Below are 25,640 nucleotides of genomic sequence, written 5' to 3' on the forward strand. Positions count from 1 at the left end.
GCAGGTCCGCGCCGCCCCCGTCGGCCCACGCGCGCACGGCCTGGGACACGGCGAGTTCGTGGTGGGGCGGCCCGGCGGCGGCGATGGTGTCGGCCGTGCGCACCACGTCCGCCGGGGTGAGGGTGCGCGGGCCCGACATCACGATGCCGACGACCAGCCGCAGGATGTCCCCGGCGACGAAGGGCAGTTGCCGGGCCGCGGCGCGATCGGCGCCGTCGAGGGCGGCGGCGACCGCTGCGGCGTCCTCGCGCGCGTAGGCACGTACGAGCGCGAGCCCGCGACGCATCGCCTCCCGGCCGGACGGGTCCCCCGGGGCGGCCGGTTCCTCGAGCTCCTCTCCCCGGCCGGCCGCTGACAGCACCCCGTACGTGTCCATCGGTGAGCGGTACGTCGCCATGCCCAATCCCCTTTCGCAGGACGTGACCCGATCCTGCAACTTCAAGTGCACTCGAGGTCAAATCGGCCCACCGGCGTACGCGAAGCTTGAGTCTCCTGTAAGGGGAGACAACAAGGTGGGCCCATGAGCGACGAAACGCTGTACTCGATAGGTGAGCTGGCCCGGCGCACCGGGCTGACGGTGAAGACGATCCGGTTCTACTCGGACCGGGGCATCGTCGAGCCGACGGAGCGCAGTCCGGCCGGCTACCGCCGTTACGGCACGGAGGCGGTGGCGCGGCTCGAGCTGGTGCGGACGCTGCGTGATCTCGGCCTCGACCTGGGCACGATCCGGGGTGTGGTGGAGCGGGAGCTGTCGCTCGCCGAGGTGTCGGCGGCGCACGCCGAGGCACTGGACGTACAGATCCGCGCGCTCAGGCTGCGGCGCGCGGTGCTGACGGTGGCGGCCCGGCGCGGCTCCACCCCCGAGGAGCTCGACCTGGTGCACCGGCTCGCGAAGCTCTCTGAGGCCGAGCGGCGCCGCCTCGTCGACGACTTCCTCGGCGCCGTCTTCGACGGTCTGCACGGCCACCCCGCGTTCGCGGGCGTCATGCGCTCGATGACGCCCGAGCTGCCCGCCGACCCGGACCCCGAACAGATCGCGGCGTGGGTGGAGCTGGCCGAGCTGTTCCAGGACCCCGGCTTCCGTTCCAGCCTGCACGGGATGGCCCACGACATGGCGGCCGACCGGGCCCCGGACGACTCCACCGGGCTCCCCCGCGTCCTCGCCGAGGCCCTGCGCACCCGCGTCACCCCCGCCCTCGCGGCGGGCACCGACCCGGCGTCGCCCGAGGCGGAACCCGTCGTCGCCGACCTCACCGCCCACTACGCCCGCATCCTCGGCGGCCGCCTCCCCGCCGCCGAACTGCGCCGCCGCCTGCTGTCGCGCCTGGAAGGCATGAACGACCCACAGCGCGACCGGTACTTGGAGCTGCTCGCGGTGGTCAACGGCTGGCCGCCGCCGGACAGCCTGGCCCCGGTCCTCGCCTGGTCCGCCGCCGCGCTGCGCACCGCGCGGTGAGCGCCCGTTCCGGCGAGGTGCCCGGAACCGGGGTCGAGGCCGGGCCCGGCCCCGGGGGCAGTCCACAGCCGCCGCCAACCGGCTATCGCGCGCTCCGGGCCGTACCCGGCTTCTGGCCCATCGCGGTCACCGGGATGGCGTCGAAGCTGCCTCCCAGCATGGTCGGCCTGAGCCTGCTGCTCCTGATTAGCCGTCACCACTCTTTCGCCACGGCGGGGTTGGCCGTCAGCTGTGCGGCCATCGGCCAAGGGGCGACGGCTCCGCTGCGGGGGCGGCTGGTCGACCGATACCCTCGCCGCCCGGTGCTGCTGTGCTGTCTCGCCGGGTACGTGACGGCCATCGCGCTCCTTCTCATCGTCGTACGCGACGACGGCCCGCCCCTCCAACTCCTCACGCTCGCAGCGGTGATGGGCGCCACCGCGCCGCCGGCCGCGGTCATGATGCGCTCCGTCTGGCACCGGGCAGCCGGTGACCGCACGCTGGGCCCCGCGATGGCGCTCGACTCCGCGATGACCGGCGCGGCGCTGGTCATCGGGCCTGCCCTCGCGGGCTGGCTCAGCGTCTCGGTCTCACCGCTCGCTCCGCTCCTGGCAGTCGTATTCCTGTCGGCCGGGTCGGTCTGGCTGCTGCTCGGCCTACCGACCACCCCGAGCCTGGCCGAGCTCCGGCACAGGCACGGACACAAGCGGGGGCACGGCGGCCTCGGACCGTTGCGGAGCGCGCCTCTGCGCCGACTGCTGGCGGCGAACGCCTTGTTCGTCTGCGCTGTGACCGGCGTGGACGTGGTGCTGCCGAAGTACGCGCAGGAGCACGGAGCGGTCGCGCTGTCCGGATGGCTGCTCGGCGCGCTGTCCCTGGGCAGTGTCCTCGGCAGCCTCGCACTGGGAGCCGTGTCCCCGCCCGCCGCGCTGTCGGGGCGGGGACGGCGGATCCCCGTACTGCTCTGCGTGTTCGCGGCCGGGGCGGGTGCGCTGGCGTGCGCGGCGCGGCTGTCGCCGTGGGCCGTGCTGCTGGTCTGCCCGTTGGCCGGGCTCGGCGTCGGCTCCGCCTTCGCGGCGCTGCGTACGACGGGTGGGGATCTCGCGCCGGAGGGACGTGTCACCGAAACCATGGCGTGGCTGAACAGCCTGGACCTGGCCGGTGGGGCGCTCGGGGCGGCGGTCTTCGCGTGGGTCGCGGCGGCGGAGGGGAGCGGGACGGCGCTGCTGCTGGTGCCGGTGGTCGCGGTGGCGGCCACGGCGGTCGGCTGGGGCGCGCGCACGCCGAAGCGTTGACCGCGGCGCTTTCGGGAGCGGACCGATCACTCCCGTGCGCCCCTCATGTGAGGGATGGCGGCTCGCCGGACGGTCGATCAGCCTGGGGAGACGCCATGGCCCGCGCACCGCTGTTCCAGTGGTCGCGCCTCGCGCACTCGTGGGCCCGGATGACAGCCCGGATGACAGAGGGGATCGCCATGCGCAGGGTCATCGCGACGCGAAGGAAGCTCTCCGTGCTGGTGGCGGTGCTGGCCGCGGCCGGTGCCTCCGTGGTGCCGGTCTCCACGGCGCACGCGGCCGATGGGTACGACCGGTGCCCCGACGGCTACTACTGCATGTTCTCGGGGCTGGACGGCACCGGCGACATGATCGCCCTGAGGGGAAACACTCCGGATCTGGCGGCGCTCGGCATGAACGACCGGGCCAAGTCGGACTGGAACCGGACGCCCTCGACCATCTACCTCTGGTCCGATCTCCACTACTCCGGCTGTACGGCGGTGACGTCTTCCGGCCCGACGGGCAAGGGCAACTTCTTCCCCACCTACCAGGACTTCTTCAGCTCGGTGCAGTTCGACGGCCCGGGCGGCCCGAGCTGCGGCACCCCGCCCGGCGAGGGCGGCTGAGCGCCCTCGCCAAGGGACGGCCCCTTACTCGTGCGCCTCCGCCTCCACCGGCTTCGGGATGAGGAAGGACGTCAGGAAGGCGGCCGCGATGAGGACGACTCCGGCGATCATGCCTGCCGAGTAGCCCGCTGCCGAGGTCTTGTCGGCCGGTTCGGCGGCCGTCTGGACCGCGTACAGAAGGGCGAAGCTCAGGCCCGCGCCGAGGTTGAAGGCGCCGGCGTTCAGGCCCGGCAGGAAGCCGGGGTTCTCCTTCGGGGAGAGGACGATGCCGAGACCGTTGAGGACGATGTTGCCGACGCCCGCGTACGTCACGCCGATGAGGATCGACGAGGCGAGCAGGAGCAGGCGGGAGTCGGCCTGGAGGGTGAAGAGCATCAGGGCGACGGTCGCGGCGGAACCGATCAGGCCGAGGCGCAGGATGCGGCCGTACCCGTGCGTCGCGGCGAGGCGTCCGGCGATCGGGCCCATGGCCAGGCCCGCGAGGGCGTACGGGGTGAGGGTCCACCAGGCCGACTGCTCGGCGCTCATCCCGAATCCGGCCTCCGCGTTCTGGGCGAACGCGGGGATCATGCCGTTCATGACGGCGAACACGCCCGTCATGGTCAGGACGGTGGTCAGCAGCAGCGCCCAGGTGGAGCGCTGCCGCAGATGCCGGGTGGCGACGAGGGGGTGCCTGCTGCGGTCCTCGGCGCGCCAGAACGCGGCGAAGGCGAGCGCGGCGACGACGGCGAGCCCGGCGACCAGCGGCCAGTTCGCGGCGCCCAGCTTCCCGGCCTCGTTCAGGCCGATGAGGGCCGCGCCGACGGAGACGACCAGGAGCGCCACGCCGGGCCAGTCCATGCGCCGCTCGGAGCCGGTGACGCGGGCGGTGGACTCCGGGGTGAGGGTGGCGACCAGGACCATGGCGAGCCCGGCCACGACTGCCATGACCCAGAACACGGACTGGAAGCCGTAGTTGTCGGCGAGGGAGCCGCCCGCGATGGAGTCGACCCCCGCGATGCCGCCGTTGACGGCGGTGATGACGCCGAGCAGCGTGCCGTAGCGCTTCGGCTCGTGCACCTCGTTGCGCAGCATGATCAGGCAGAGCGGCACCGTCGGCCCGGACACACCCTGGATGACGCGGCCGGCGAACAGCATGGGCACGCTCTGCGCGAGCGCGGCCACGACACAGCCGACGGCCATGAGCGCCATCATCGCGGCGAGCACACGGCGGCGGCCGATGAGGTCACCGAGACGCGGCAGGAACAGCGAGAAGAGGGCGGCGGAGGTGAAGAAGGCGGTCTGGGTCAGGCCCACCTCGGCGGAGGTCGCCCCGAGGGAGTCCTCGACGCTCTTCAGGGCGGGGCTGAGCATGCTCGCGTTGAGCTGGAAGGCGAAACAGGCCGCGAGCAGCGCGGTGACCAGGACCCATACGCGCACGGGACGGCCGCCGGGGGTGGCGGCCGGGGTGAGGGATTCGGTGACGGAGGTGTTCACGCGCGTACGTCGCCGATCCGCTCGAGGGCGTCCACGACCAGGTCCCAGAACCGCTCGTGGTCCAGGTCGACGGCGACCTGGGTGCGGCAGTCGGCCGGAGCCGGGGCGCGGAAGTCCGCGACGGTCATGCCGAGGGTGAGGGTGCCGGTGAGCTCGATGTCCACGGGGGCCTTGCGTACGGTCATGACGCTCGGGTCGATGACGTACGCGACCGCGCACGGGTCGTGCACCGGCGGGGCCTCGAAGCCCTGGTTCTGCAGGTACATGGCGCCGAAGAAGTCCAGGAGCTCGTTGACGAAGACGGCGGGCGCGGTGCCGACCTTCGCTATGCGCTCGACGACCTCGGGGGTCGCGAGGGCCTGGTGCGTCAGGTCGAGGCCGACCATGGTGACGGGCCAGCCCGCGTTGAAGACGATGTGCGCGGCCTCGGGGTCGATCTTGATGTTGAACTCGGCGACCGGGCTCCAGTTGCCCGTGTGGTAGCCGCCGCCCATGAGGACGACCTCACGGACGCGCTCGGCGATGCGGGGCTCCTTGCGCACGGCAAGGGCGATGTTCGTCAGGCCCGCGGTGGGCACGATGGTGATCTCGCCGGGCTCGTGCGCCATCACGGTGTCGATGATGAGGTCGACGGCGTGCCGGGGGTCGAGCTCCAGGGTGGGCTCGGGCATGACCGGGCCGTCGATGCCGCTCTCGCCGTGGATCTCCGGGGCCGTCTCGACGGTGCGCACCAGGGGGCGCGGGCAGCCGGCCGCGAAGGGGACGCCGGTGATGTCCGCGATGCGGGCCACGGACAGGGCGTTGCGGGTGACCTTCTCCAGGGTCTGGTTGCCGACGACCGTGGTGACCGCGACCAGCTCGACATCGGGATTGCCGTGCGCGAGGAGCATGGCGATCGCGTCGTCGTGCCCCGGGTCGCAGTCGAGGATGATCTTTCTGGCCATCGGCGGAACCTCTTTGTTCGGCTGAGCTGCCACGGCGGGGCGGCGCTCGGGAAAACGTTCTCCGAAGACTTTGTGCAGGAGTATGAATTCTGTCAATGACGTGCGCCACGCCTCGGGCGGCAAAGCTGTGATCTTCGCCGCGAAAGGGACTCTGGTCGCGGCCGACGGCCGTTGATAACGTTTGCCGAAATTCACCGGAGGGGTGGGCGCGGACGTGGCTGACGTAACACCGAGAGCGTGGGCGCCGACATGGCCGATGTGACCCTGCGGGACGTGGCCCGGGCCTCCGGCTGCTCCGTCGCCACCGTCTCCCGGGTCCTCGCCGGGACCCGTCCCGTCGGCGCCGATACCGCCCGCCGCGTCCGCGAGGCCGCCGAGACGCTCGGCTATCGGCCCAATCACGCCGCCCGCGCCCTGCGCAGCCGCGCCACCGGCACCGTCGGCCTGGTCCTGCCGCAGATCACCAACCCCTTCTACCCGGCGCTCGTGCGCGAGCTGACCCACGCCCTGCACGCCGAGGGCCGTGCCGTGCTGCTCGCCGACTGCGACGACGATCCGGTGGCCGAGGCCGAGTACATCGACGATCTGCTGAGCCGCCGTGTCGACGCCCTCCTCGTCATCCCGGCCGACGAGCGCCGCAGCCGCGACGCGGTGGCCGCGGCCGCCGCCCGGGTGCCGCTGGTCCTGATGGACCGCGGCTGCGGCCCGGGCATCACGGACTCCGTGGCCGTCGACAACTCCGCGGGCATGGCTCTCGTACTCGATCATCTGGCCGCCGCGGGCCGGCGCCGCGTCTGTCCTCGGCGCCGACGGGACGGCGTCGGCCGCCGCCGAGCGGCGCGCGGCGTACGCGGCCGGTTCCGGTGCCCTCGACGCCGCGGCCCCCGGCCGGGTCGCGCTCGGCGACTTCTCCGTGGAGTGGGGCCGCGCGGCCGTCGACCTGGTGTGGGACGCCCGGCCGGACGCGCTGGTGTGCGCCAACGACCTCATCGCGGTCGGCGCGCTGCAGCGCCTGCAGCAACTCGGCGCGGACGTGCCCGGCGACGTGGCCGTCACCGGGTTCGACGACATCCCGATGGCCGCGCTGGCCGCGCCGGGCATCACGACCGTCCGCCAGCCGGTGGCCGAACTGGCCGCGGAGGCCACGCAGTTGCTGAGCCGCCGCCTGGCCGCCCCGGACACCGAAGGCCCCCAGCGGGCGATACGGCTCGCACCGGAGCTGGTCGTGCGGGAGTCGAGCGCGCCGGGGGCGGCCAAGCGGGGCGTGGACGAGGCGGACGCCGCTGTTCCGGTCGGCTGAGGTGTGGCCCCCCTGGGCTGAGGCGTGGCCCCCGGGCGGCCCGGTGCGGTCCCGAGGCCGGGGCGCGGACCCCGGGAGCCGGGACGTGCCCCGTAAGCCGGGGCGTGGTCGCCCCCCCCGAAAGGTGAACCGCTGCACCAGTGAAGGTCATTGGGACGTACCTTGTGCGGTGACCAGTTCACGCCTCGGTAGAAGACGGACGGTGCCCATGACCGACCCCGCGACGACGCCCGGACCAGCGGTGCGGCAGAAGATCGACACGTCGGTGCCGCACTCGGCGCGGATCTGGAACTACTGGCTGGGCGGGAAGGACAACTACCCCGTCGACGAGGCGGCCGGCGACGCGTACAGCGCCGTCTACCCCGGCATCGTCACCATCGCCCGCAGCAGCCGCGCCTTCCTGCGCCGCAACATCGCGTACCTGGTCGAGGAGGCGGGCATCCGGCAGTTCCTGGACATCGGCACCGGCCTGCCGACCGTGGACAACACCCACGAGGTCGCGCAGCGGCTCGCCCCCGAGGCCAGGATCGTCTACGTCGACCACGACCCGATGGTCCTCGCGCACGCCCGCGCCCTGCTCACCTCCACCCCGCAGGGGGCGACCGCCTACATCGACGCCGACCTCGCCGACCCCGACCGCATCCTGGCGGCCGCCGGCGAGACGCTGGACCTCTCCCGCCCCACCGCCCTGATCCTCAGCAACATCCTGGGCCACGTCGCCGACTACGAACAGGCACGCGCCATCGTCGCCCACTTGATGGACGGCCTGCCCTCGGGCAGCCACCTCTCCCTCAACGACGGCTCACGCGGCATCGACGCCGACTACGAACAGGCCCAGGACGCCTACAACGAGACCGGCGCCGTCCCCTACTTCCTGCGCCCCGTCGACCAGATCACGGCCTTCTTCGACGGCCTGGAACTCCTCGACCCCGGCGTCGTCCCGGTCCCCTGCTGGCGCCCGGATCCCGCGTCTCCCGCTCCGGAACCCATCGGCGAGCACGGAGGTCTTGCCCGCAAGCCGTGACGCTCCGACCGATCGCCACGGGGGTTAGCCCCACCTGCCACCGGGCGGGTAGCAGGATCGCTCCGGGTGATCACCTACGGAAATGCTGGACGCGGCAGATGCCGCTGGTTTTCCCCATGATTCCGTAGGAGTTGGCTAGTGCGTGAGCAGGCATGGCAGAGGAATGGTTCTTCCGGGCGGCGGCGGGGTGGCCGGCGCGGCGTCGTGCCGGCCGCGGCGGCGGTGGCCGTGGGTGTCATGGCGATGGGGGCCCTGACGCCGCCCCCGGCGTCCGCGGCCGCCGAGCCGGACACCGTCCGGCAGGGCCTCAAGGAGCTGGTGCGCTCCGACGGGGTGCCCGGCGCGCTGGCGAGCGTCAAGGACCGTGAGGGCGGCACCCGCACCTACACCGCGGGGGTCGGCGACGTGGCCACCGGCGCGAAGGTGCCCAGGGACGGCCAGGTGCGCATCGGCAGCAACACCAAGACGTTCACCGCGGTGGCGGTGCTGCAGCTGGTCGGTGAGGGGAAGGTCGACCTGGACGAGCCGATCGACACCTATCTGCCGGGCCTCGTCCGCGGCGAGGGCATCGACGGCCACCGCATCAAGGTCCGCCACCTCCTGCAGCACACCAGCGGGCTGCCCAACTACGTCAAGTACCTCGCCGACGACGTGCGTTACTACGACCCCCGCGACCTCCTCGATCTCGCCCTGGAGCACAAGGCCGAGTTCGAGCCGGGAGAGAAATGGGAGTACAGCAACACGAATTACGTGCTGGCCGGGCTGCTCGTCCAGAAGGTCACCGGCCGCCCCCTCGCCGAGGAGCTGGACCGGCGCGTCATCCAACGCCTCGGACTGCGCCACACGTACTTCCCCGCCCCCGGTGACGCGACCATCCGAGAACGCCACCCCAAGGGCTACGACCGGCCCTCCGCAGGCGCCCCGCTGGTCGACGTCACGGAATTCGACCCCTCCTGGGGCTGGGCCGCAGGCCAGATGATCTCCACCAACTCCGACCTCAACCGGTTCTTCACCGCCCTCCTGGACGGCGGCCTCCTCAAGCCGGCCCAGCTCGACGAGATGCGCACGACCGTCCCCGCCGGCGCCCCCTTCGCCCCCGGCGCCCGCTACGGACTGGGCCTTGTGAGCACGCCGCTGTCGTGCGGCGGTGTCTACTGGGGGCACGGCGGCAGCACCACGGGCTACGAGACCCGGGGCGGAGCCACCGACGACGGCCGCGCCGCCAACGTCGCGATCACCACGCAGCCGGCCGACAAGACAGTGATGCCGCGTGTCGAAGGCGTCGTGGACAAGGCCCTGTGCCGCTGAACTCCGCGCCCTGAGGGCACACTTGGAGCGCAGGAGTCGACAGCCGGCGTACGGGTGGGGAACGCGAATGGTGATCAGCTCGGGCTCGGGGGACGCTTCCGGATCGCCGGGGAATGCTTCCGGATCGCCGTCGGAGGTGCGGAACACGCAGTCCGGTGTGGTGCTGGGGTCCAGTCTCCAGACCGGCGCGGTCCATGGTGACGTACACGTTCATCTGGCAGCCGAGACCACGGCGCAGTCAGCCGTCGACATCGCCGCGGTGCTGCAGGCCGCGCTCGGGTCACCGGCCGACGTGTTCCGCCGCGAGGTGTTGGAGCAACTCCTCGCGGACCTGGAAGTGGTGCACCAGGACTACCTGGTGATGTTCGAGTCCCTTCTCGAGCGGACACCGGCCGCGTGGGAGTACCAGACGCCGGACTTCGCCGCGCGGGTGAGGGCGGTGGCCGAGCTGCTGCGGCGGCTGCGGGTCGTGTACGAGCCGGTGCGGGTGCGGGTCCACGCGACGGCGGAGGCGTTGCGCGGCACGGCTGTTCCCGGGCCGGAGCGGGCGTTCGTCGACACGGTGCTCGCCTACTTCCCCACCGGCGAGCTGCGGGTCGACGAAGAGCACCACCCGTGGCGTACGTCGGGCACGGCCGTGCTCGATCACCTCTACCGTGCCCTGGACGGTGAACTGGGCCAGGAACTGGGCGCCTTGGTGGCGGCCACCCTGGCCCTGCACCGTCAACGCTGGTTGGAGGTGTGCCGCTCCTACGCGGCATTGCGGCTGGGCGGGGGTGCGGGCGCATGAGCCGCTGGCGGCACCGTCACGGCGGCCGGTACGTCGACCCCTTCGCCCACGCCTACTTCACGAAGGCCCTGCGTACCGCGAAGACGCTGAAGGGAGCGCGGATACGCGACGCCCTCGGGGAATACGAGATTCTCCGGCAGGTCGAAGGACCGCACGCCACGGTCCTGGTGGGGCGCCGCCGGGACGGCCAGTTGACGGTCCTGAAGGGGTTCCGGCCGGACCGGCCGGTGAGCCCGCTGACGCGGGCGACCCGGCACAGCGAGGCGCTGCGCATGATGCGGTTCGGCTACGGCGGCTTCGTACCCCTGGAGGACACGCTGTCCCTTGCCGACGGCGGGACGTATCTGTGCATGCCCTACTGCCAGGGCGGCAGCCTGCGCGACCGCCTCGCGGCAGGCGGCATCGGCGCGGCGGAGCTGGCGTACCACGGCCTGGCCCTGGCCTGCGCCCTCCAGAAGCTGCACGGGCACGGCCTGGTCCACGGCGACGTCAAACCCGACAACGTCCTCTTCCACCACGGCGACGACGGCCTGGGCGAGGAGGCGGCCAAGTGGCACACCTGGCTGTCGGACCTCGAAACGCTGTCGGAGGCGGGCGGGCCGACGAGTTGGCGGATGACGCCGGACTACGCGGCACCGGAACAACTGGGCGGCTCCCCCGCCGCACCGGCGATGGATGTCTGGGCCTGGGGCACCACCATGCGGGAGGGCGCCGACATCACCGGCCCGCCGCCCCCGGAGTGGCGCTGGCTGACCGACCTGATCGACCGCGCCAGGGCCGCCGAGCCGACGGACCGCCCGCCGACCGCGGAGATCATCGAGACGTACAGTCGCCAGGTCGCGTTCGGCGACGACAAGCAGCCGTATCTCGGAGCTCACCGCGACACGGCGACCGCCTGGTACCCGCTCCCTTCGATGCCGCCCTTCCCCGGCTCCTGGCCGAGAAGCGACCCCGGCACCCCCGTCACGACAGCGGTCGTCTCCTTCGGCTGGGCTACGTCGCTTCCGGAGTGCCGGCGCCTGCACCGCATCGGGTCCGTTCCTGCGCTCACCCGCCTCGCGGACCTGTGCACCCGGATCCTCGGTGATCCGGCGGACCCCGCATCGGTGTGGCAGGCGTTCCGCGACCGGCCCGGCGCCACGGCTCTGAGGGGCGACGCTTCTCTCGGCTTCACCTGGAACGTCGAGGGCGCGACGAGCCCCTCCGGGCCGGAGGACGCCGTGCTGCCCCGGCAGGCCGCGTTGTCGTTCGTGGTGTACCTGGCCCTGGCGCTGGTCGAACTCGTCGAATCGACGGGAGCCGATACGGATGTCGAGCGGCTGCGGACCGTGGCGGAGGCGTGGGAGTCGATCGGCGAGTTCGAGTCCGAAGGGGACACCGCGATCCTCGCCCAGGCATGGCTGACCGTCGACGAGCCGTACCGTGCCCTGCCGTACGTACGCCACTCCTACGCGCACGACCGCACCAACCCGTCCGCGCTCGCCGCGATGCGCGTGTACTACCTGGCGACCGGCGACTCCGGCATGGCGGCGAAGGTCTCGGCGCAGGCATGCGACGCCACGGACGCCACCATGGCGCTGCGGTGGCTGGCCCTCGCGGTCGTGGACCTGCTCGAAGCAGCGGAGTACGACACGCTCGACAGCGTTCTCGACGCGACCCGCGACCACAGAATCGACGTCGTCGACCTTGTCCGGTGCGTGCTCGCCGGTCGGCGCGGACCGGTGCGCGCCGATGCCGAATGGGCGGCACTGCGCGAGCACTGCTCGACGTTGAGCAGCGCGACCTCGATCCAGAAACTCCGGTACCTCGTCGAGGCCGCCCACCAGCGCGGTGACGCCGACTACGCGCGGCGCTGCGCCGCCGTCGCCCTGGCCCGCCCGGTGATCCGCCTGCCGATCCACCACCGTGCCCGGGCCGCGCTGGAGGCCGTCGCCCTCGGCCGGGATCCGGCGGACGGCAGCCTGACGGCGCGGCTGAACAATCGGGCAGAGCTGTGGGCGGCGGACGGCCGACCGGACGACCCACTCGTCGGACTGTGTCTGGTCGCCGCTCAGCGGTGGGTGAACGGCGACGGCCGCACCGCCGCGACGGCCGCCGCCCAGGAACTGGTGGCGCACAGCCGGTCCCGGACCGAGGACCGCACCGGCCTGCTGCTCAGGAGCACCCGCCACTGCGCCGGTTGCAGCGGGACCGGCCCGGTCGCGCAGATGTCTGTCTGCGGCTCCTGCCATCAGCTGTTCTGCGTGGACTGCGGCGAGTCCGCGCGGCGGGAACACATCGGACGCTGTGGTGGTGATCTCGTGCGTCCGCCCCTTGGTGGCGAGTGACGGTCGGCTGCCGCCGAAGGCGGGCGCTCACAGCCAGACGGCGTCGCTCACCGATCCCAGGCTGGTGCCGGACAGGCGGCGGTGCAGGGTCATGGCCTGGTCCTCGGTCAGGGAGGCGACGTGGTCGGCCGCGGCGCGGAGCGGGTCGCCGTGGAGGTCGAGTTCCTCGGCCCGGTCGGTGGGCAGGAGTCGCGGGGACTCATTGGTCCAGCGCAGCAGTTCGGAGACGATGCGCCGCTTTCCGTGCTGTTGTGTGGCCAGTGCCGGGCGGTCGATGACGTAGCACCAGACGAGTTCCTTGAGCAGGTCGCAGGCGGCGCGGCGCCCGGCGGGGACGACGAGCCTGGCGCCGTAGCGGATCGCGGCCGGGCCGCCGACCTCCAGTTCGATGTCGCGGGTGAAGTGGTCGATCAGCTTGGCGGTGCGGGCGTTGACGGCGACGTCGTCCGCGTGCCGGCCGGCGTAGGGGCCCGGGACCGACAGGGCCTTGGCGATGTCGGCCAGCAGGTGCACCGCCTCGTCCCGGTCGAAGACGTCACCGGCGCGGCGGCGCTTGGTCTCCACATAGTCCAGGAAGCGCCGCGTCTCCCGCTCGGTGTCGCCGCCCGCGGCGCCCGGGGGCGGGAAGAGCGCGGCCAGCGGGATCAGTCCGGTGCGGTAGAAGTCCTCCACGTCGTGGCAGGCGTACGTGACGTCGTCGGCCCAGTCCATCAGCTGCTCCTCGACCGGCACCGCGTCGTCGGCGCGGCCCGCCCGCACCCACGCGAACGCCTCTCGGTCGACCGCGTAGACGCCCCACTTGGCGTGCCGCGCGGGGTCGGCGTCGCGCGGCGCGCGTTCCCAGGGGTACTTCGTCGCGGCGTCCAGGCAGGCCCGGGTGAGGTGCAGTCCTCGGTGGCCGGGGTATTTGTGCGCGGCCAGGAAGGTGAGGATGTGCAGGGTCTGGGCGTTGCCCTCGAAGCTGTCGAGCACCCCGCCCGCGAAGTGCAGCTCGTCCATCGTCGCGCGCAGCGCGGTCTCGCCGGCGTGGCCGAAGGGCGGGTGCCCGATGTCGTGCGCCATGCAGGCCGCCTCGACAAGGGCCGGGTTCGGGCCGCCGTAGCGCCGCTCCAGACGCTCGGCCATCCGCCTTCCCAGCTGGGCGACCTTCATGGAGTGGGTCAGCCTGGTGTGGTAGGCGCCGAGTTCACCGCTGGCGACGACCTGGCTCTTGCCCGCGAGCGCGCGCCATTGCGTGGAGTACAGGATCCGGTCCACGTCGTGCTCGAATCCCGACCGCTGTCCGTCGTCTGCGACCCGTCGGCGCAGGGAGTGTTGTTCCAGGTCCTCGTCACTGTAATGAGCCGGTCGCATGACGGGATAGTAGTGCCCTCCGCCATGCGCCCGGCTCAGTCCGGCTCAATCCTTGGTCCGGCTCAGTCCCGCAGGACCACCAGTACGAACGCGGCCGACACCGCGCCGAGTACGACGGCCGCGGCCCCGCGCGAGAAGCGGTGGTCGCGCAGGCCCGGCAGGAGTGCGTCGGCGGCGAGGCGGCCGGGACCCGTGAGGGCCACGGACACCGCGCCGGCCAGGAGGACCAGGTCGTACTCGATGCCCTCGGGGCTGAAGAAGCCGCCGCCCCACTTCACGGCGATGGCGTTGAGCATGATGCCGAGGATGCCCGCCCCCGCGAGGGGCGTGAGCAGTCCGATCGCGAGGCCGAGGCCGCACAGGGTCTCGGTGAGCGCGGCGACCCAGGCCATCGCCTTGGCGGCCTTGTAGCCGTCGGCGGCGAAGAAGGCAGCGGTGTCGTCGAGGCCGGAGCCGTCGAACCAGCCGAAGAGCTTCTGCGAACCGTGGGCGGCCATGGTGAGGCCGACCGCGAGGCGCAGCAGCAACAGGCCGATGTCGGCGCCGGGTTGGGAGGCCAGGGCCGGGGAGGCGCCATGGCGGTGCGGTGTGCCCGCCGGTGTGGGCGTGGTGGAGGGTGACGACATGGTGGATCTCTCCTTGTGCCGAGAAGGTATGGGGGAAGGAACGGGTGAGGGAGGAGAGGGCCCTCTACGTTCTGATCACGCAGGTTCTGTACCGGTCGACGGCGGTGGTGTCGGGGGACGAGGTACCGCCGAGCAGGGCGGTGCCCCGGCTCGGGTCGTGGCGCGGGGAGGCGGCCCGCTGTCCGGGCGCGCCCGGCTGTTCGGGTGCGGGGAGCACGGCTTCGCGGGGCGTCTCGCGCTCGCCGCCGCCGCGGCAGCCGCTGTCGCGGCTCACCTCACTGCGGCCGTCGAGGGCGTCGGCCGGGGGCCCGAAGGGCTCGGTCGCGGCGGTGTGTTCGCCCTTGTCCCCCATGTCTCCGGGGAAGAGATTGGCCGCCGGGCCCAGTGCCATGACCAGGCAGAGCAGAGCGATAAGCAGGCACGGGACAGCGTTGAGGCCCGCGGTGCGCGCCGCGGCGGCCTCGGCCGGGAAGCCGTTCCGGAGCCGGAGCACGCGCTCCGGCCGCCCGAGGGGGAACTCTCGCCCGCTCATGCCGACCGATGGTAGGTCCAGACCTGCACCGGACTGAAGCCCCCCGGCGAACACAGACCGGCGTGCGGCTCACTGAGGCCGGTTTTCACCCCTCGTCGCATGGCTCCCGGTCGTGCGGTCGCCGCATGCACACCCTCGGCCAGCGGTCCAGGCCGTGCGCGGCCTCCTTCTCGCGTACGGCCCGCAGCCCGGGACCGAGTTCGGTCTCGTCGAGGAGTACGAAGCCGCAGCGCGCGTAGTACGGGGCGTTCCACGGGACGTCCCTGAACGTCGTGAGCGTCAGCGCGGGCAGCCCGTCGGCGGCGGCGCGGTCCTCGAGGTGTTCCAGCAGGGCACGGCCGATGCCCTGGCGCGCGTGGTCGGGGTGCACGGACACCTGCTCGACGTGGAGGTCGCCGTCGATCGGTTCGGCGAGGACGTAGGCCACGGGTAGGCCGGTCGGGTCGACGGCCGCCCAGGCGTGTCCGGCCCGCTGGTAGCGGGCGAGTTCGTCCAGGGCGGGCGGCTCGTCGTCGGCGATCTCCGCCATGCCGATGTCACGGAAGGGGCGGCCCGCGGCGCGCTCGATGTCCTGGAGGCGGGTCAGCTCGCCGCTGCGGACGGCTCGGATGTGCATCGCGCCATTGTCCCTGATCCTTCGATCCGCGGGTCCGGCGGTCATGAATCCGCCGGGTCCGGGGGCCATGGGCCGAGTTCCGGCAAGGCGGAGCCGGTGGTCCTCAGGCGGTCGTCCACGCCCCGGCCGGCCAGCCAGGCCGCGAGATCCCGCACCGCGCCGGACACCTCAACTGTCGCTCCGCGTCCCAGGACTTGGGTGAACTCGTCGTCAGTGGCCCGCAGGACCAGACGGGTACCGGCCGGGGCGCGGGCCGCCAGGAAGTCCAGGGCGTGCAGGGCGAAGGCGACCGGCCAGTCGCGGGGGCGGTGGCCGACGCCGAGGTCGACGGCGTGGATCTCCGCCTCGCGCCACCGTGCCAGCGCGGTGTCCAGCACCGTGGCATGCCGGAACCGGACGGCGCGCCGCCAGTCCGCCGCCGTCAGTAGCCCCCAGGTGTCTTCCAGTGCCCGCTGGGCCAGGCTCAGTTCCTCGTACAGCTCCGCCAAGGGCCGGGCGGCCCCTCGTTCGATGGACCGGTCACGCTCTGCCTGGCCGCCGTCGTACAGGTCGACGTCCTCGCCCCGCAGAGCCGCCCGTGCCTGCCGGTCGAAGGCACGGGCGTTGCCGGCGAGGTGGGCGAGGACGTGTCCGCGGCTCCACCCCGGCAGGGCGGAGGCAGCGTCCTTCTGCCGGTCGTCGAGCTGATCGGCCAGTTCGAGCAGCCGGGCGTGCGCCTGCGAGACGCGAGGCATCAATTCGTCAGGAGCCATGAGCGAGTTGACCACTGTCGCAGACTAGCCGCCGCCCCCCGTCCGCTCCGCGCCCTGGTCCTGGATCGTGATGGCCCGCACGGGGCAGGCCCGTGCCGCCTCCCTGACCATGGGGTCCCCCGTCCCGTCCTCGCACCCGGGCAGCAACGCGCTGAAGCCGTCGTCGTCCTGCGTGAAGACCTCGGGCGCCGTCAGGACGCACTGGCCGGCGCCGATGCACACGTCGGTGTCGATGGTGACGCGCATTAGCCGCGCCCCCAGGTGACGGGCAGTTCGACCAGCCCCTGGATGGTGTCGCCCGGCTTCATGCGGAGCTCGTGCGCGGGTACGGCGAGCCGCAGGTCGGGAAGGCGGGTCAGCAGCGAGTGCAGGGCGATCTCCAGCTCGGCGCGGGCGAGGTTCTGCCCGAGGCACTGGTGGATGCCGAAGCCGAAGGCGAGATGGTGCCGGGCGTTGCGCCGCACGTCGAGGTCGTCCGCGTCGGAATAGACGGTGGCGTCGCGGTTGACGGTGGCGGAGGAGAGGATCACGCCGTCGTCGGCGCGGATCGTCTGCCCGGCCACTTCGATGTCCTCGGTCGCGACGCGCACGAGGCCGTCGGCGATCGACAGGTAGCGCAGCAGTTCCTCGACGGCGTCGCGTGTCAGCTCCGGGTCGGCGCGCAGGGCACCGAGCTGGTCGGGGTGTTCGAGCAGCGTGAAGGTGCCGAGCGAGATCATGTTGGCGGTGGTCTCGTGCCCGGCGACGAGCAGGATGAGGGCGAGGCGTACGAGCTCTTCACGGTCCAGGGTGCCGTCGCTCAGCCGGTCGCGGACCAGCTCGTCGAGTACGCCCTCGGGGGTGGCGTCGGCCGCGGGGGCCGCCGCCCGGGCGCCGGCCGGATCACCGTGGGCCGCCTTGGCCTTCCGGTCGACCAAGTCGCCCAGGTAGTCCATGAGTTCCAGTCGGCCCGCGTCCGACTCCTGGGCCGTGGCGCTGCGCAGGATCCGGCGCGAGGCGTCTTCGAAGAAGTCGTGGTCGGCGTACGGTACACCGAGCAGTTCGCAGATCACGATGGACGGTACGGGCAGGGCGAAGGCGGCGACCAGTTCGACGGGCGGCCCTTGGGCGACCACGGCGTCCAGGAGTTCGTCGACGACGCGCTGGATGCGGGGCCGCATGGCGGCGACTCGCTTCACCCCGAACGTGGGGATCAGGGTGCGGCGCTGCTTGTTGTGCAGCGGGTCGTCGACGCCGAGCAGCGCGATCGGTTCCCGGCGGGAGAGCTCGAAGCGCCGGGCGATCAGCGGGAAGGCCGGGTTCTGCCGGTCGGCGGAGAGCCGGGGGTCGGTGAGCAGGGCCTGGGCTTCGGCGTGCCCGGTGACGAGCCAGGCTTCGGTGTCGTCGTAGAGGGTGACGCGGTTGAGCGGGCCTTGCTCACTCAACGGCCGGTATCCGGTGGGCGGGTGATAGGGGCAGGTGCGGTCCTGGGGGAAGGGAGTGGCTTGGGCCATGGGGGCCTCCGCGGTGCTCGGTACGAGTCTTGCGGTGTTCCGACCCCCACTTCATGCCCTATGCACCTACCCGGGCCATGCCCGGTTCGGCCAACTTCGCCACGGTCGGCCCCGAGTGTGAACTGATGGCCGGTTCACGGCACTTGACGGTCCGTTCGCGACGCCCGCCCGCAGGCCGCCTCGCCCCATGACCTCGCCGGAGCCGCGCCCGCCCGCACGGCTGTACATGTCAGCCACTGACATGAATGGCGCGTTCTTGCCGGGCGGGCGACCAGGGTGTGGATGTGCGGCTCGCGGGGCCGGTCCGCACCGGCAGGCGCGTTCGCCGCTACCTCGCGGTCCGCTCGCTCGGCGCGGGTTCCGGCACCGGGATGACGTTGCCCGCCGCGTTGCAGCGTACGGTCCAGGGCGTGTCGTAGCCCTCTTCGTAGACCCGTACGTCCACGTCGGGGGGTTGTTTCCCGTCGGCCACCCGGGCGTTGGCCGCGGTGCAGATGATCTGGCTGAGTCCGAGGCCGCCGCCGCTCATGTGCGACACCGGCACCGGGAGGTGCAGATCCACGGCGCCGTCGGCGGCCCGCGCGATCAGCCGCCCGTGGATCGGAGGCACCTCGGTGATCAGGCCGCGGGCTCGTTCGGCGGCGTCGGGGCCCTTGAGGAGCAGATCGAGGGCCTGTTGCGGGGTCGCGGGGGTGTCGACCTCGCGGGTGACGGCCTGGACACCTTGTGGGCTGACGAAGTACAGCTGGGCGTAGTGGTTCGCGGATCCCGGTTCGCGGAGGCCGGACGCCGGGCCGCCGGCGCGGACCGGGCCGGTGGAGCCGATGCCGCAGCCTGCCGACAGCACGGCCGGCACCACCAACACGGCTACGAACCAGGCGCGTTGGCGCTTCATGACTGGTCCTCCTGCCGTGGCGTGCGCGGGAGCGTGAGGGTGAACACCGCACCGCCGTCCGGGACGTTGGCGACCGTGAGGGTGCCGTCGTGCAGTCGTACGTTCTCCATCGCGATGGCGAGTCCGAGGCCGCTGCCCTCGGAGCGGGCCCGTGCCGCGTCCGCCTTGTAGAAGCGGTCGAAGACATGAGGCAGGACGTGGTCGGGGATGCCCGGGCCCTCGTCGGCGACTTCGATGACGAGGGACTCCCGCGTGGCCGTGGCCCGGACGGTGACGGGAGCGGCGCCGTGCCGCAGCGCGTTGCCGATCAGGTTGGCGAGGACGACGTCGACGCGCCGCGCGTCGACGCGCAGGCGCAGATCCTCCTCGGGCAGCTCGGTGATCACCTCGTCCGGCTCGCGCCACCCGCGCAGGTGAAGCGTCTTGTGGACGACGGTGCGCAGACTCACGTCGTCCAGGTGCAGCACCGCCGCACCCGCGTCGAAGCGGGAGATCTCCATGAGGTCCTCGACCATGCCGGTCAGCTTGCGGGTCTCGCCGCTGATGAGGAGGACCGCGTCGGCGGTGTCCGGAGGCAGCGTCCCGGAGCGGGCGTCCTCGTCGAGGGCGTCGGTGACGGCGGCCATCGCGGCGAGCGGGGTCCGCAGTTCGTGCGAGACGTCCGCGGCGAACCGGCGCGCGTTGGCCTCCATGCGCCGCAGCTCGGCGTCGTCCCGCTCAAGGCCGGCCGCCATGGTGTTGAACGTGCCGGTCAGGGCGGCGAGTTCGTCCTTGCCGACGACGTCCAGGCGCGTGTCCAGGGCGCCCGAGGTGATCTTCTCGGCGGCCGTACGCAGCTGGCGTACGGGACGCAGCACCCGGCGGGCCGCGAACAGGGCGGGCACGGCGGCGAAGGCGAGCGCCGGGACGGCGCCCGCCCAGGCCGCGGTGATCAGAGCGGAGATGTCGGCCCGTTCGCCGTCCAGCGACAGCACGGCGTAGGCGACGAGGCCCGACGGTTTCTCCGCTTTCCCGCGCCGGTCGGTGTAGCTGATCGGCATGCCGATGAGCAGTCGGGGCCCGTCGGCGTGCTCCTCGCGCTCGTAGAAGGTGGTGTCACCGCTCTCGGTCGCGTCGCGCAGGGCGCCGCTGACGTCGTTCGCGGTGCCGATGAGCGGACCGCCGTCGCGGGCGACGGCCGTGTGCCAGCCGCGCGAGCCCGAGGCGCGGTCCAGCTGGCGCGCGAAGGTGCGCAGGTCCGTGTCGGTGGGGTCGTCCGGCAGGTTGGGGGCGAGCGAGTCGATCTGGAGGCGCAGATCGTGGACGGCGCTGTTCTGGGTGCGGTCCAGGATCGCGCTGCGGGCCTGCCGGAAGGTGAGCGCGGCGGTGATCAGCGCGCTGAGCGCGGCGACCAGGACGAAGGCGACGACCAGGCGCGGGCGCAGGCCGCGGGGCGGTGCGATTCTCATGCGGGCAGGGGGCCGAAGCGGTAGCCGAAGCCGCGCACCGTCTGGACGTACACGGGGTGGCGCGGGTCCTCCTCGATCTTGGAGCGCAGGCGCATCACGCAGGCGTCGACCAGGCGGGCGTCCCCGTAGTAGCTGTGCTCCCAGACGTCCTCGAGCAGCTGCTGGCGGCTGAAGGTCCGCTCCGGGGCGGCGCTGAGAAAGAGCAGCAGCTTCAACTCGGAGGGGGCGAGCGGGAGTTCTTCGCCGTTCTTGCGGACGATCAGCGCGTCGCGGTCGATCTCGAGATCGCCGATCCGGGTCGGCCCGGTGCCCGGGCCGGTGTCGGCCTGGGCGGGGGCGACGCGGCGCAGCACCGCGCGCATCCGGGCCTCGATGACCGCGGCGCCGGCGGGTTTGACCACGTAGTCGTCGGCGCCCGCCTCGAGGCCGACCACGACGTCGATGTCGTCGCCGCGCGCGGACAGGATCACGATCGGAACCCGGCTGGTCCCGCGGACGCGGCGGCATACCTCCAGGCCGTTCATGCCGGGGAGCATCAGGTCGAGGAGCACGAGGTCGGGCTTGAAGGCGACCAGGGCCTCCAGGCCGTCCTCGCCGGTGCCGACCGCCTCGGTCTCGTGTCCGTTGCGGGACAGGCCCAGGACGACACCGCGGCGCACGGCCGGATCGTCCTCGATCAGCAGGACACGGGGCATGTACGGGCCCTTTCACAGTGAGCGTGTTGTTCCGGCATTACGTGAGCTATCGGGTGGATCGCCCACTTTACGGGCGGGCGGGAGGCGTGGGGCGCGCCGCTTGTCGCGGGGCGGTCCGGGGTTCACCTCAACTGGTCCACGTCCACCGTGCCCGCCCCCGACACCGGCTCGGGCACCGCCGCCCACAGGACGGCTCCCGCGACGGCCACCGCGGTCATCGCGAGCAAGCCGCGCCTGCCACGCGCCCACCCCGCCCGGAACCGCACCGGATCCTCGACGTACCGCCGCGTCACCGCGGCGGCCACCACCGAGACCCCGATCGCGACGGCGGTCGCGCCCCGGTCCCCGAGCGTCGAAAGCCGTGGCAACAGCAGCAGGTACACGGGCCAGTGCCACAGATACAGGCTGTACGACAGCTGTCCCAGGCCGCGCGGCAGGCGGCTGCCCGCGATCCGTGCCGCCCGGGTGCCGGGCACCTGGGCCATCAGGACGATCAGCACGGCCGCGGTCACCGAGTGGAGGAAGAGCCCGCCCTGGAAGAGCAGGGGCGCCTTCTCGCCCTCGGTCATCGCCCACGCCACCGCGAGCCCGCACGCCAGGGCCAGGCAAACCAGGTCGGCCGCGCGGCGCGGCACCCGGCGTGCGAGGTTCCGTACCGGCGCGGTGGCCACGAGCGCCCCGAGCAGCAGGGCGGCGGCACGGGTGTCGGTGCCCTCGTAGGCGCGGGTGGTGTCCACCGCGGCACCGAGCTCGACGGTCAGGACGAGGGAGACCAGGGCACCCGCCCCGGCGAGCGCGGCCACGATCCGCTCACCGCGCCGCCCCCGGGCGGCCACCGCCACCACAAGCGGCCAGGCCAGGTAGAACTGCCACTCCACGCCGATGCTCCACAGGTGGGCGAAGACGCGGGTGTCGGAGGCGTTCCAGTAGCCGATCTGCTCGGTGATGTAGTGCCAGTTGACCGCCTGCGCCCCGACCCAGGGCAGGTCGTCGAGCGCGAAGCGCAGTTGGTCCGCGCTCCCCCACGCCCACGTGCCCACCACGGTCACGACCGCCACACACACGAGAGCGGGCAGCAGGCGACGGGCACGGCGGCTCCAGAACGCGGCCAGGGCGATCCGGCCGCGTCCGCCCCCCTCGCCGAGCAGCAGCCCGGTGATCAGGAATCCGGAGAGCACGAAGAACAGGTCGACGCCGAGAAACCCGCCGGACAGATGCCCGGCGTGGAAGAGCAGCACGGCCGCGACCGCGAACCCGCGCAGCCCGTCGAGGGCGGCCACGTGGGCCCGGCCCGTCCCGCCGGGGCGCGTCGCACGGTGCCGGGCGGGCGCCGTGCGACCGCGCGCAGGCGCGGGTGCGGACGTGGACGTGGTCGTGCTCGTGGGCGCCGGAAGACGCGCAGGCATGGAGTCGGCCGTTCCCTCACGCGGCACAGCGGAGCTTGCTGTAGCGCTCGTCGCCGGTCCAGGACTTCTGCGCCCAGGTGTCCACCGACGCCGGCTCGAAGCGCTCCTGCTCGCCGAGTTTCCCGGTGAACCACTTGGCGAAGGCGGCCGCCCCCTGCTGGCAGTTGTGGATCCCGTCCGGGGCGCGCTGCGCCTTGCCCGCCGAGGCGTCGGTGCCCCACACCTGGGAGGCGTCGAAGAACGCCGCCGCGCCGCCGCTCTTGCCGGCGACTTCCGCGGCCACCCCGGGAGCGGTGCGCATCTGCGCCTCGTGCTGCTTGTAGAACCCGTCGATCTTGATGGGCGGCGACGGCACGAACACCACCTTGGCCCCGGCGCGCTCGGCCGTGTCGACGACCTTCTCGTAGGCGGCCCGCTGCTGGTCCTTGCTTCCCCAGTCGTACGTCGTGACTTGGTAGGCGACCACGGTGGGGCGGAACGCGTCGATGTCCTTGGTCAGTTGCTTCCAGGTGTCGCCGGAGATCATCCGCGTGATCTTCTCGCCGCTGTCGACGACGGTGCCGCCACCGTCCGACGAGGAGTCCTTGAACTCCACGCCGCCGGCCTTCAGGGCCGCGCCCAGGGCGGGAGCCTCGGCGCCCGCGATGGAGTCGCCCAGCCAGAGCACCTTCGTGCCGGTGCTCGTCGTCTTGCTCTTTCCCTCGTCCTTGGTGCCGGAGCCCTGCTCGCCGCATCCGGCCAGGGCGAGGCCGAGCGCGGCTGCCGCGGTGGCCGCGCCGAGGGCGTGGCGGGCCGGGCGGCGAGGAGAACGGGAACGGGACGTGTGCTTGTTGTTCATGCCCCCAGCACAACAGCCTCCGAGCGCCCGACCGCCCGCTGTCATCGTTTGCTCATAGTCCGGGCAAGAAGCGCTCATCAAGGCCACCGCCCCACGCCCTCCCCCGCGGGCGCGCGGGCGCTTACGACCCGACGTACTCCCGCAGATGACGAGCCGTCAATGTCTCGCCCTTCGCGACCAGTTCGGCCGGAGTTCCGGTGAAGACGATCTCGCCGCCGTCGTGGCCGCCGCCCGGGCCCAGGTCGATGATCCAGTCGGCGTGGGCCATGACGGCCTGGTGGTGCTCGATGACGACGACCGAGTTGCCGTCGTCGACAAGGCGGTCCAGGAGGGCGAGGAGCTTGTCGACGTCGGCCAGGTGGAGGCCGGTGGTGGGCTCGTCGAGGACGTACGTGGAGGACTTCTCGGCCATGTGGATCGCCAGCTTCAGGCGCTGCCGCTCGCCGCCGGACAGGGTGTTGAGCGGCTGGCCGAGGCGCAGATAGCCGAGGCCCACGTCGGAGAGGCGGCCGAGGATGGTATGCGGCTGGCCGGAGGGGAAGAAGTCGTACGCCTCGGCGACCGACATGCCGAGGACCTCGCTGATGTTCCTGCCGCGCAGGCGGTACGTGAGCACCTCCGGAGTGAAGCGTTTGCCCTCGCACTGCTCACAGACCGAGGCGACGCCCTGCATCATCGCCAGGTCGGTGTAGAGCAGCCCGAGGCCGTTGCACTTGGGGCAGGCACCTTCCGAGTTGGCGCTGAACAGGGCCGCCTTGACGCCGTTCTCCTTGGCGAAGGCATTGCGGATCGGGCCGAGCAGGTTCGTGTACGTCGCGGGGTTCGAGCGGCGCGAGCCGCGGATCGGGGACTGGTCGGCGACGACCACGCCGTCCCGCCCGGACAGATAGCCGTGGATCAGCGAGCTCTTGCCGGAGCCGGCCACACCGGTGACCACGGCGAGGACGCCGAGCGGCACGTCGACCGAGACGTCCTTGAGGTTGTGCGCGTCGGCGCCCTTGATGGGCAGATGGCCCTTGGGGGTGCGGACGGTGTCGCGCAGCCGGGCACGGTGGCCGAGGTGGCGGCCGGTGAGAGTGCCGGAGGCGCGCAGGCCCGCCACATCACCGGTGAAGCAGATCTCGCCGCCCGCCGCGCCCGCGCCGGGGCCGAGGTCCACGACGTGGTCGGCGATCGCGACGACCTCCGGCTTGTGCTCGACCACGAGCACCGTGTTGCCCTTGTCGCGCAGCCGCAGGAGCAGGTCGTTCATGCGCTGGATGTCGTGCGGGTGCAGGCCGATCGTCGGCTCGTCGAAGACGTACGTGACGTCCGTGATGCTGGAGCCGAGGTGGCGGACCATCTTCACGCGCTGCGCCTCGCCGCCGGAGAGGGTGCCCGAGGAGCGGTCCAGACTGAGATAGCCGAGTCCTATCTCGGTGAGCGAGTCGAGCAGGTCGAGCAGGTTGGCGAGCAGCGGGGCGGTGCCGGCGTCCTCGATGGAGCGGATGAAGTCGGCGAGGTCGTCGATCTGCATCGCGGAGCACTCGGCGATGTTCACGCCGTTGATCCTCGACGAGAGCGCCTCCTGGGTGAGGCGGGTGCCCTCGCACAGCGGGCACCGCGCGAAGACCACGGCGCGGTCCACGAACGCCCGGATGTGCGACTGGAGTCCGTCGCGGTCCTTGGCGAGCCAGGTCCGCTGCATCTTGCTGATCAGACCTTCGTACGTGAAGCCGTTGGAGCCGACCTTCACCTTGACCGGGCCCTTGTGCAGCAGGTCCGCCCACTCCTGCTCGGTGAAGTCCTTGAGCTTCTTGTCGGGGTCGTAGAAGCCGGAGTTGACCATGATCTGCCAGCCCCAGGAGTCCACCGCGTAGTACGGCAGGGTCAAGGCGCCCTCGTTGAGGGAGAGTTCACGGTCGAGGAGCTGGTCGACGTCGACGGTGGAGACCTCGCCGGTACCCTCGCACTCCGGGCACATGCCTTCGGGCAGGTTGAAGCTGAAGGCGCCGGAGGTGCCGATGTGCGGTACGCCGAGGCGGCTGAAGATGATGCGCAGCATCGTGTACGCGTCCGTGGCGGTGCCCACCGTGGAGCGGGAGTTGGCGCCCATCCGCTCCTGGTCGACGACGATCGCGGCGCTGAGGTTGCGCAGCTCGTCGACGTCGGGGCGGCCCACGTTCGGCATGAACGACTGGACGAAGGCGGTGTAAGTCTCGTTGATCAGGCGCTGCGACTCGGCGGCGATGGTGCCGAACACGAGCGAGGACTTGCCGGAGCCGGAGACTCCGGTGAACACGGTCAGCCGCCGCTTGGGCAGGTCGAGGGAGACGTCCTTGAGGTTGTTCTCGCGTGCTCCGCGGACCTGGATCAGGGTGTGGCTGTCGGCAGGGGTGACCTTCACAGGGGCTCCTTGTACGGGTCGCGGGACGGGTCGCACGGCCGTCCGGGTGAATAGCGTACACCGTACTCAGTCGGGGCTTCCGGCGCCTCAGATTTA

The 25,640-nt window shown here is 72.2% G+C and carries 22 protein-coding genes and 2 pseudogenes; 8 read left to right on the forward strand and 16 right to left on the reverse strand.

Annotation, left to right across the window (positions count from 1 at the left end; genetic code table 11):
* A pseudogene (locus STRAU_RS30310) lies at positions 1-397 on the reverse strand (hypothetical protein); the annotation flags it as partial.
* Between the two features lie 123 nt (positions 398-520).
* Between STRAU_RS30310 and STRAU_RS30315 the strand changes: the two are divergent.
* The 3 genes from STRAU_RS30315 to STRAU_RS30325 all read left to right on the forward strand — a co-directional run bounded on the left by STRAU_RS30315 (position 521) and on the right by STRAU_RS30325 (position 3,335).
* A complete protein-coding gene (locus tag STRAU_RS30315) occupies positions 521-1,456 on the forward strand; it encodes a MerR family transcriptional regulator (RefSeq protein ID WP_016644237.1) in 936 nt (311 codons plus the stop codon).
* A complete protein-coding gene (locus STRAU_RS30320; RefSeq protein ID WP_259300025.1) occupies positions 1,453-2,730 on the forward strand; it encodes an MFS transporter in 1,278 nt (425 codons plus the stop codon). The genes STRAU_RS30315 and STRAU_RS30320 overlap by 4 nt, the downstream gene beginning before the upstream one ends.
* 95 nt (positions 2,731-2,825) lie before the next feature.
* Positions 2,826-3,335 (forward strand): peptidase inhibitor family I36 protein, encoded by a 510-nt coding sequence (locus tag STRAU_RS30325; RefSeq protein WP_016644239.1) that lies wholly within the window; start codon positions 2,826-2,828, stop codon positions 3,333-3,335.
* A gap of 24 nt (positions 3,336-3,359) precedes the next feature.
* Here the strand turns inward: STRAU_RS30325 and uriT are convergent, their stop codons facing one another.
* Positions 3,360-4,811 carry a uridine transporter UriT gene (uriT, locus tag STRAU_RS30330; RefSeq protein WP_016644240.1) on the reverse strand — a complete coding sequence of 484 codons (1,452 nt, stop codon included), beginning with the start codon at positions 4,809-4,811 and terminating at the stop codon, positions 3,360-3,362.
* On the reverse strand, positions 4,808-5,755 hold the full coding sequence (uriH, locus tag STRAU_RS30335; RefSeq protein WP_037662937.1) for a uridine-preferring nucleoside hydrolase UriH: 948 nt from the start codon (positions 5,753-5,755) through the stop codon (positions 4,808-4,810). The genes uriT and uriH overlap by 4 nt, the downstream gene beginning before the upstream one ends.
* A gap of 249 nt (positions 5,756-6,004) precedes the next feature.
* Between uriH and STRAU_RS30340 the strand changes: the two are divergent.
* The 5 genes and pseudogenes from STRAU_RS30340 to STRAU_RS30360 all read left to right on the forward strand — a co-directional run bounded on the left by STRAU_RS30340 (position 6,005) and on the right by STRAU_RS30360 (position 12,504).
* Positions 6,005-7,055, forward strand: a pseudogene (locus STRAU_RS30340) (LacI family DNA-binding transcriptional regulator).
* Positions 7,056-7,263: 208 nt separating this feature from the next.
* Complete coding sequence (locus STRAU_RS30345; protein ID WP_016644243.1) at positions 7,264-8,079, forward strand: SAM-dependent methyltransferase; 816 nt, start codon at positions 7,264-7,266, stop codon at positions 8,077-8,079.
* A gap of 204 nt (positions 8,080-8,283) precedes the next feature.
* Positions 8,284-9,387, forward strand: a complete 1,104-nt coding sequence (locus STRAU_RS30350; protein WP_016644244.1) for a serine hydrolase domain-containing protein — start codon at positions 8,284-8,286, stop codon at positions 9,385-9,387.
* 136 nt (positions 9,388-9,523) lie between these two features.
* Positions 9,524-10,177, forward strand: a complete 654-nt coding sequence (locus tag STRAU_RS30355) for a hypothetical protein (RefSeq protein ID WP_203227483.1) — start codon at positions 9,524-9,526, stop codon at positions 10,175-10,177.
* On the forward strand, positions 10,174-12,504 hold the full coding sequence (locus STRAU_RS30360) for a protein kinase domain-containing protein (RefSeq protein ID WP_016644246.1): 2,331 nt from the start codon (positions 10,174-10,176) through the stop codon (positions 12,502-12,504). Before STRAU_RS30355 ends, STRAU_RS30360 begins: the two co-directional genes overlap by 4 nt.
* Before the next feature lie 27 nt (positions 12,505-12,531).
* Here the strand turns inward: STRAU_RS30360 and STRAU_RS30365 are convergent, their stop codons facing one another.
* From STRAU_RS30365 to STRAU_RS30425, 13 genes are all read right to left on the reverse strand, one after another.
* Positions 12,532-13,857, reverse strand: a complete 1,326-nt coding sequence (locus STRAU_RS30365) for a deoxyguanosinetriphosphate triphosphohydrolase family protein (protein WP_016644247.1) — start codon at positions 13,855-13,857, stop codon at positions 12,532-12,534.
* 62 nt (positions 13,858-13,919) lie between these two features.
* The gene (locus tag STRAU_RS30370; protein WP_016644248.1) at positions 13,920-14,483 is read right to left on the reverse strand and encodes a DoxX family protein; all 564 of its coding nucleotides are present in this window, start codon (positions 14,481-14,483) and stop codon (positions 13,920-13,922) included.
* A 64-nt stretch (positions 14,484-14,547) separates the two neighbouring features.
* Positions 14,548-15,015 (reverse strand): hypothetical protein, encoded by a 468-nt coding sequence (locus tag STRAU_RS42590; RefSeq protein ID WP_158692164.1) that lies wholly within the window; start codon positions 15,013-15,015, stop codon positions 14,548-14,550.
* Between the two features lie 85 nt (positions 15,016-15,100).
* Positions 15,101-15,631, reverse strand: coding sequence for a GNAT family N-acetyltransferase (locus STRAU_RS30380; RefSeq protein ID WP_016644250.1), 531 nt, complete (start codon positions 15,629-15,631; stop codon positions 15,101-15,103).
* 41 nt (positions 15,632-15,672) lie between these two features.
* Entirely contained in the window at positions 15,673-16,383 is a 711-nt protein-coding gene (locus STRAU_RS30385; protein WP_037662948.1) for a maleylpyruvate isomerase family mycothiol-dependent enzyme, read from the reverse strand.
* A 24-nt stretch (positions 16,384-16,407) separates the two neighbouring features.
* On the reverse strand, positions 16,408-16,629 hold the full coding sequence (locus STRAU_RS30390; RefSeq protein WP_016644252.1) for a ferredoxin: 222 nt from the start codon (positions 16,627-16,629) through the stop codon (positions 16,408-16,410).
* Positions 16,629-17,876: a cytochrome P450 gene (locus STRAU_RS30395; protein ID WP_016644253.1), complete on the reverse strand. Its 1,248-nt coding sequence runs from the start codon at positions 17,874-17,876 to the stop codon at positions 16,629-16,631. Before STRAU_RS30395 ends, STRAU_RS30390 begins: the two co-directional genes overlap by 1 nt.
* A 328-nt stretch (positions 17,877-18,204) precedes the next feature.
* Complete coding sequence (locus tag STRAU_RS30400; protein ID WP_052029352.1) at positions 18,205-18,771, reverse strand: GerMN domain-containing protein; 567 nt, start codon at positions 18,769-18,771, stop codon at positions 18,205-18,207.
* On the reverse strand, positions 18,768-20,219 hold the full coding sequence (locus STRAU_RS30405; protein ID WP_016644256.1) for a sensor histidine kinase: 1,452 nt from the start codon (positions 20,217-20,219) through the stop codon (positions 18,768-18,770). The genes STRAU_RS30400 and STRAU_RS30405 overlap by 4 nt, the downstream gene beginning before the upstream one ends.
* Positions 20,216-20,914: a response regulator transcription factor gene (locus STRAU_RS30410; RefSeq protein WP_016644255.1), complete on the reverse strand. Its 699-nt coding sequence runs from the start codon at positions 20,912-20,914 to the stop codon at positions 20,216-20,218. The genes STRAU_RS30405 and STRAU_RS30410 overlap by 4 nt, the downstream gene beginning before the upstream one ends.
* A gap of 122 nt (positions 20,915-21,036) precedes the next feature.
* Positions 21,037-22,320, reverse strand: a complete 1,284-nt coding sequence (locus STRAU_RS30415) for an acyltransferase family protein (protein WP_078621605.1) — start codon at positions 22,318-22,320, stop codon at positions 21,037-21,039.
* 16 nt (positions 22,321-22,336) lie between these two features.
* Positions 22,337-23,158, reverse strand: coding sequence for an SGNH/GDSL hydrolase family protein (locus STRAU_RS30420; RefSeq protein WP_016644258.1), 822 nt, complete (start codon positions 23,156-23,158; stop codon positions 22,337-22,339).
* Between the two features lie 121 nt (positions 23,159-23,279).
* Positions 23,280-25,544 carry an ATP-binding cassette domain-containing protein gene (locus STRAU_RS30425; protein ID WP_016644259.1) on the reverse strand — a complete coding sequence of 755 codons (2,265 nt, stop codon included), beginning with the start codon at positions 25,542-25,544 and terminating at the stop codon, positions 23,280-23,282.
* Between the last annotated feature and the right edge of the window lie 96 nt (positions 25,545-25,640).

Source organism: Streptomyces aurantiacus JA 4570 (assembly GCF_000414115.1).
Classification (GTDB): Bacteria; Actinomycetota; Actinomycetes; order Streptomycetales; family Streptomycetaceae; genus Streptomyces; species Streptomyces aurantiacus_A.

Coding starts and splice junctions, on each gene's coding strand:
- STRAU_RS30385 (WP_037662948.1), bottom strand. CDS start 16,383: ATGGCTCCTGACGAATTGATGCCTCGCGTCTCGCAGGCGCACGCCCGG.
- STRAU_RS30400 (WP_052029352.1), bottom strand. CDS start 18,771: ATGAAGCGCCAACGCGCCTGGTTCGTAGCCGTGTTGGTGGTGCCGGCC.
- STRAU_RS30395 (WP_016644253.1), bottom strand. CDS start 17,876: ATGGCCCAAGCCACTCCCTTCCCCCAGGACCGCACCTGCCCCTATCAC.
- uriH (WP_037662937.1), bottom strand. CDS start 5,755: ATGGCCAGAAAGATCATCCTCGACTGCGACCCGGGGCACGACGACGCG.
- STRAU_RS30405 (WP_016644256.1), bottom strand. CDS start 20,219: ATGAGAATCGCACCGCCCCGCGGCCTGCGCCCGCGCCTGGTCGTCGCC.
- STRAU_RS30315 (WP_016644237.1), top strand. CDS start 521: ATGAGCGACGAAACGCTGTACTCGATAGGTGAGCTGGCCCGGCGCACC.
- STRAU_RS30325 (WP_016644239.1), top strand. CDS start 2,826: ATGGCCCGCGCACCGCTGTTCCAGTGGTCGCGCCTCGCGCACTCGTGG.
- STRAU_RS30345 (WP_016644243.1), top strand. CDS start 7,264: ATGACCGACCCCGCGACGACGCCCGGACCAGCGGTGCGGCAGAAGATC.
- STRAU_RS30360 (WP_016644246.1), top strand. CDS start 10,174: ATGAGCCGCTGGCGGCACCGTCACGGCGGCCGGTACGTCGACCCCTTC.
- STRAU_RS30370 (WP_016644248.1), bottom strand. CDS start 14,483: ATGTCGTCACCCTCCACCACGCCCACACCGGCGGGCACACCGCACCGC.
- STRAU_RS42590 (WP_158692164.1), bottom strand. CDS start 15,015: ATGAGCGGGCGAGAGTTCCCCCTCGGGCGGCCGGAGCGCGTGCTCCGG.
- STRAU_RS30390 (WP_016644252.1), bottom strand. CDS start 16,629: ATGCGCGTCACCATCGACACCGACGTGTGCATCGGCGCCGGCCAGTGC.
- STRAU_RS30410 (WP_016644255.1), bottom strand. CDS start 20,914: ATGCCCCGTGTCCTGCTGATCGAGGACGATCCGGCCGTGCGCCGCGGT.
- STRAU_RS30365 (WP_016644247.1), bottom strand. CDS start 13,857: ATGCGACCGGCTCATTACAGTGACGAGGACCTGGAACAACACTCCCTG.
- STRAU_RS30420 (WP_016644258.1), bottom strand. CDS start 23,158: ATGAACAACAAGCACACGTCCCGTTCCCGTTCTCCTCGCCGCCCGGCC.
- STRAU_RS30415 (WP_078621605.1), bottom strand. CDS start 22,320: ATGCCTGCGCGTCTTCCGGCGCCCACGAGCACGACCACGTCCACGTCC.
- STRAU_RS30380 (WP_016644250.1), bottom strand. CDS start 15,631: ATGCACATCCGAGCCGTCCGCAGCGGCGAGCTGACCCGCCTCCAGGAC.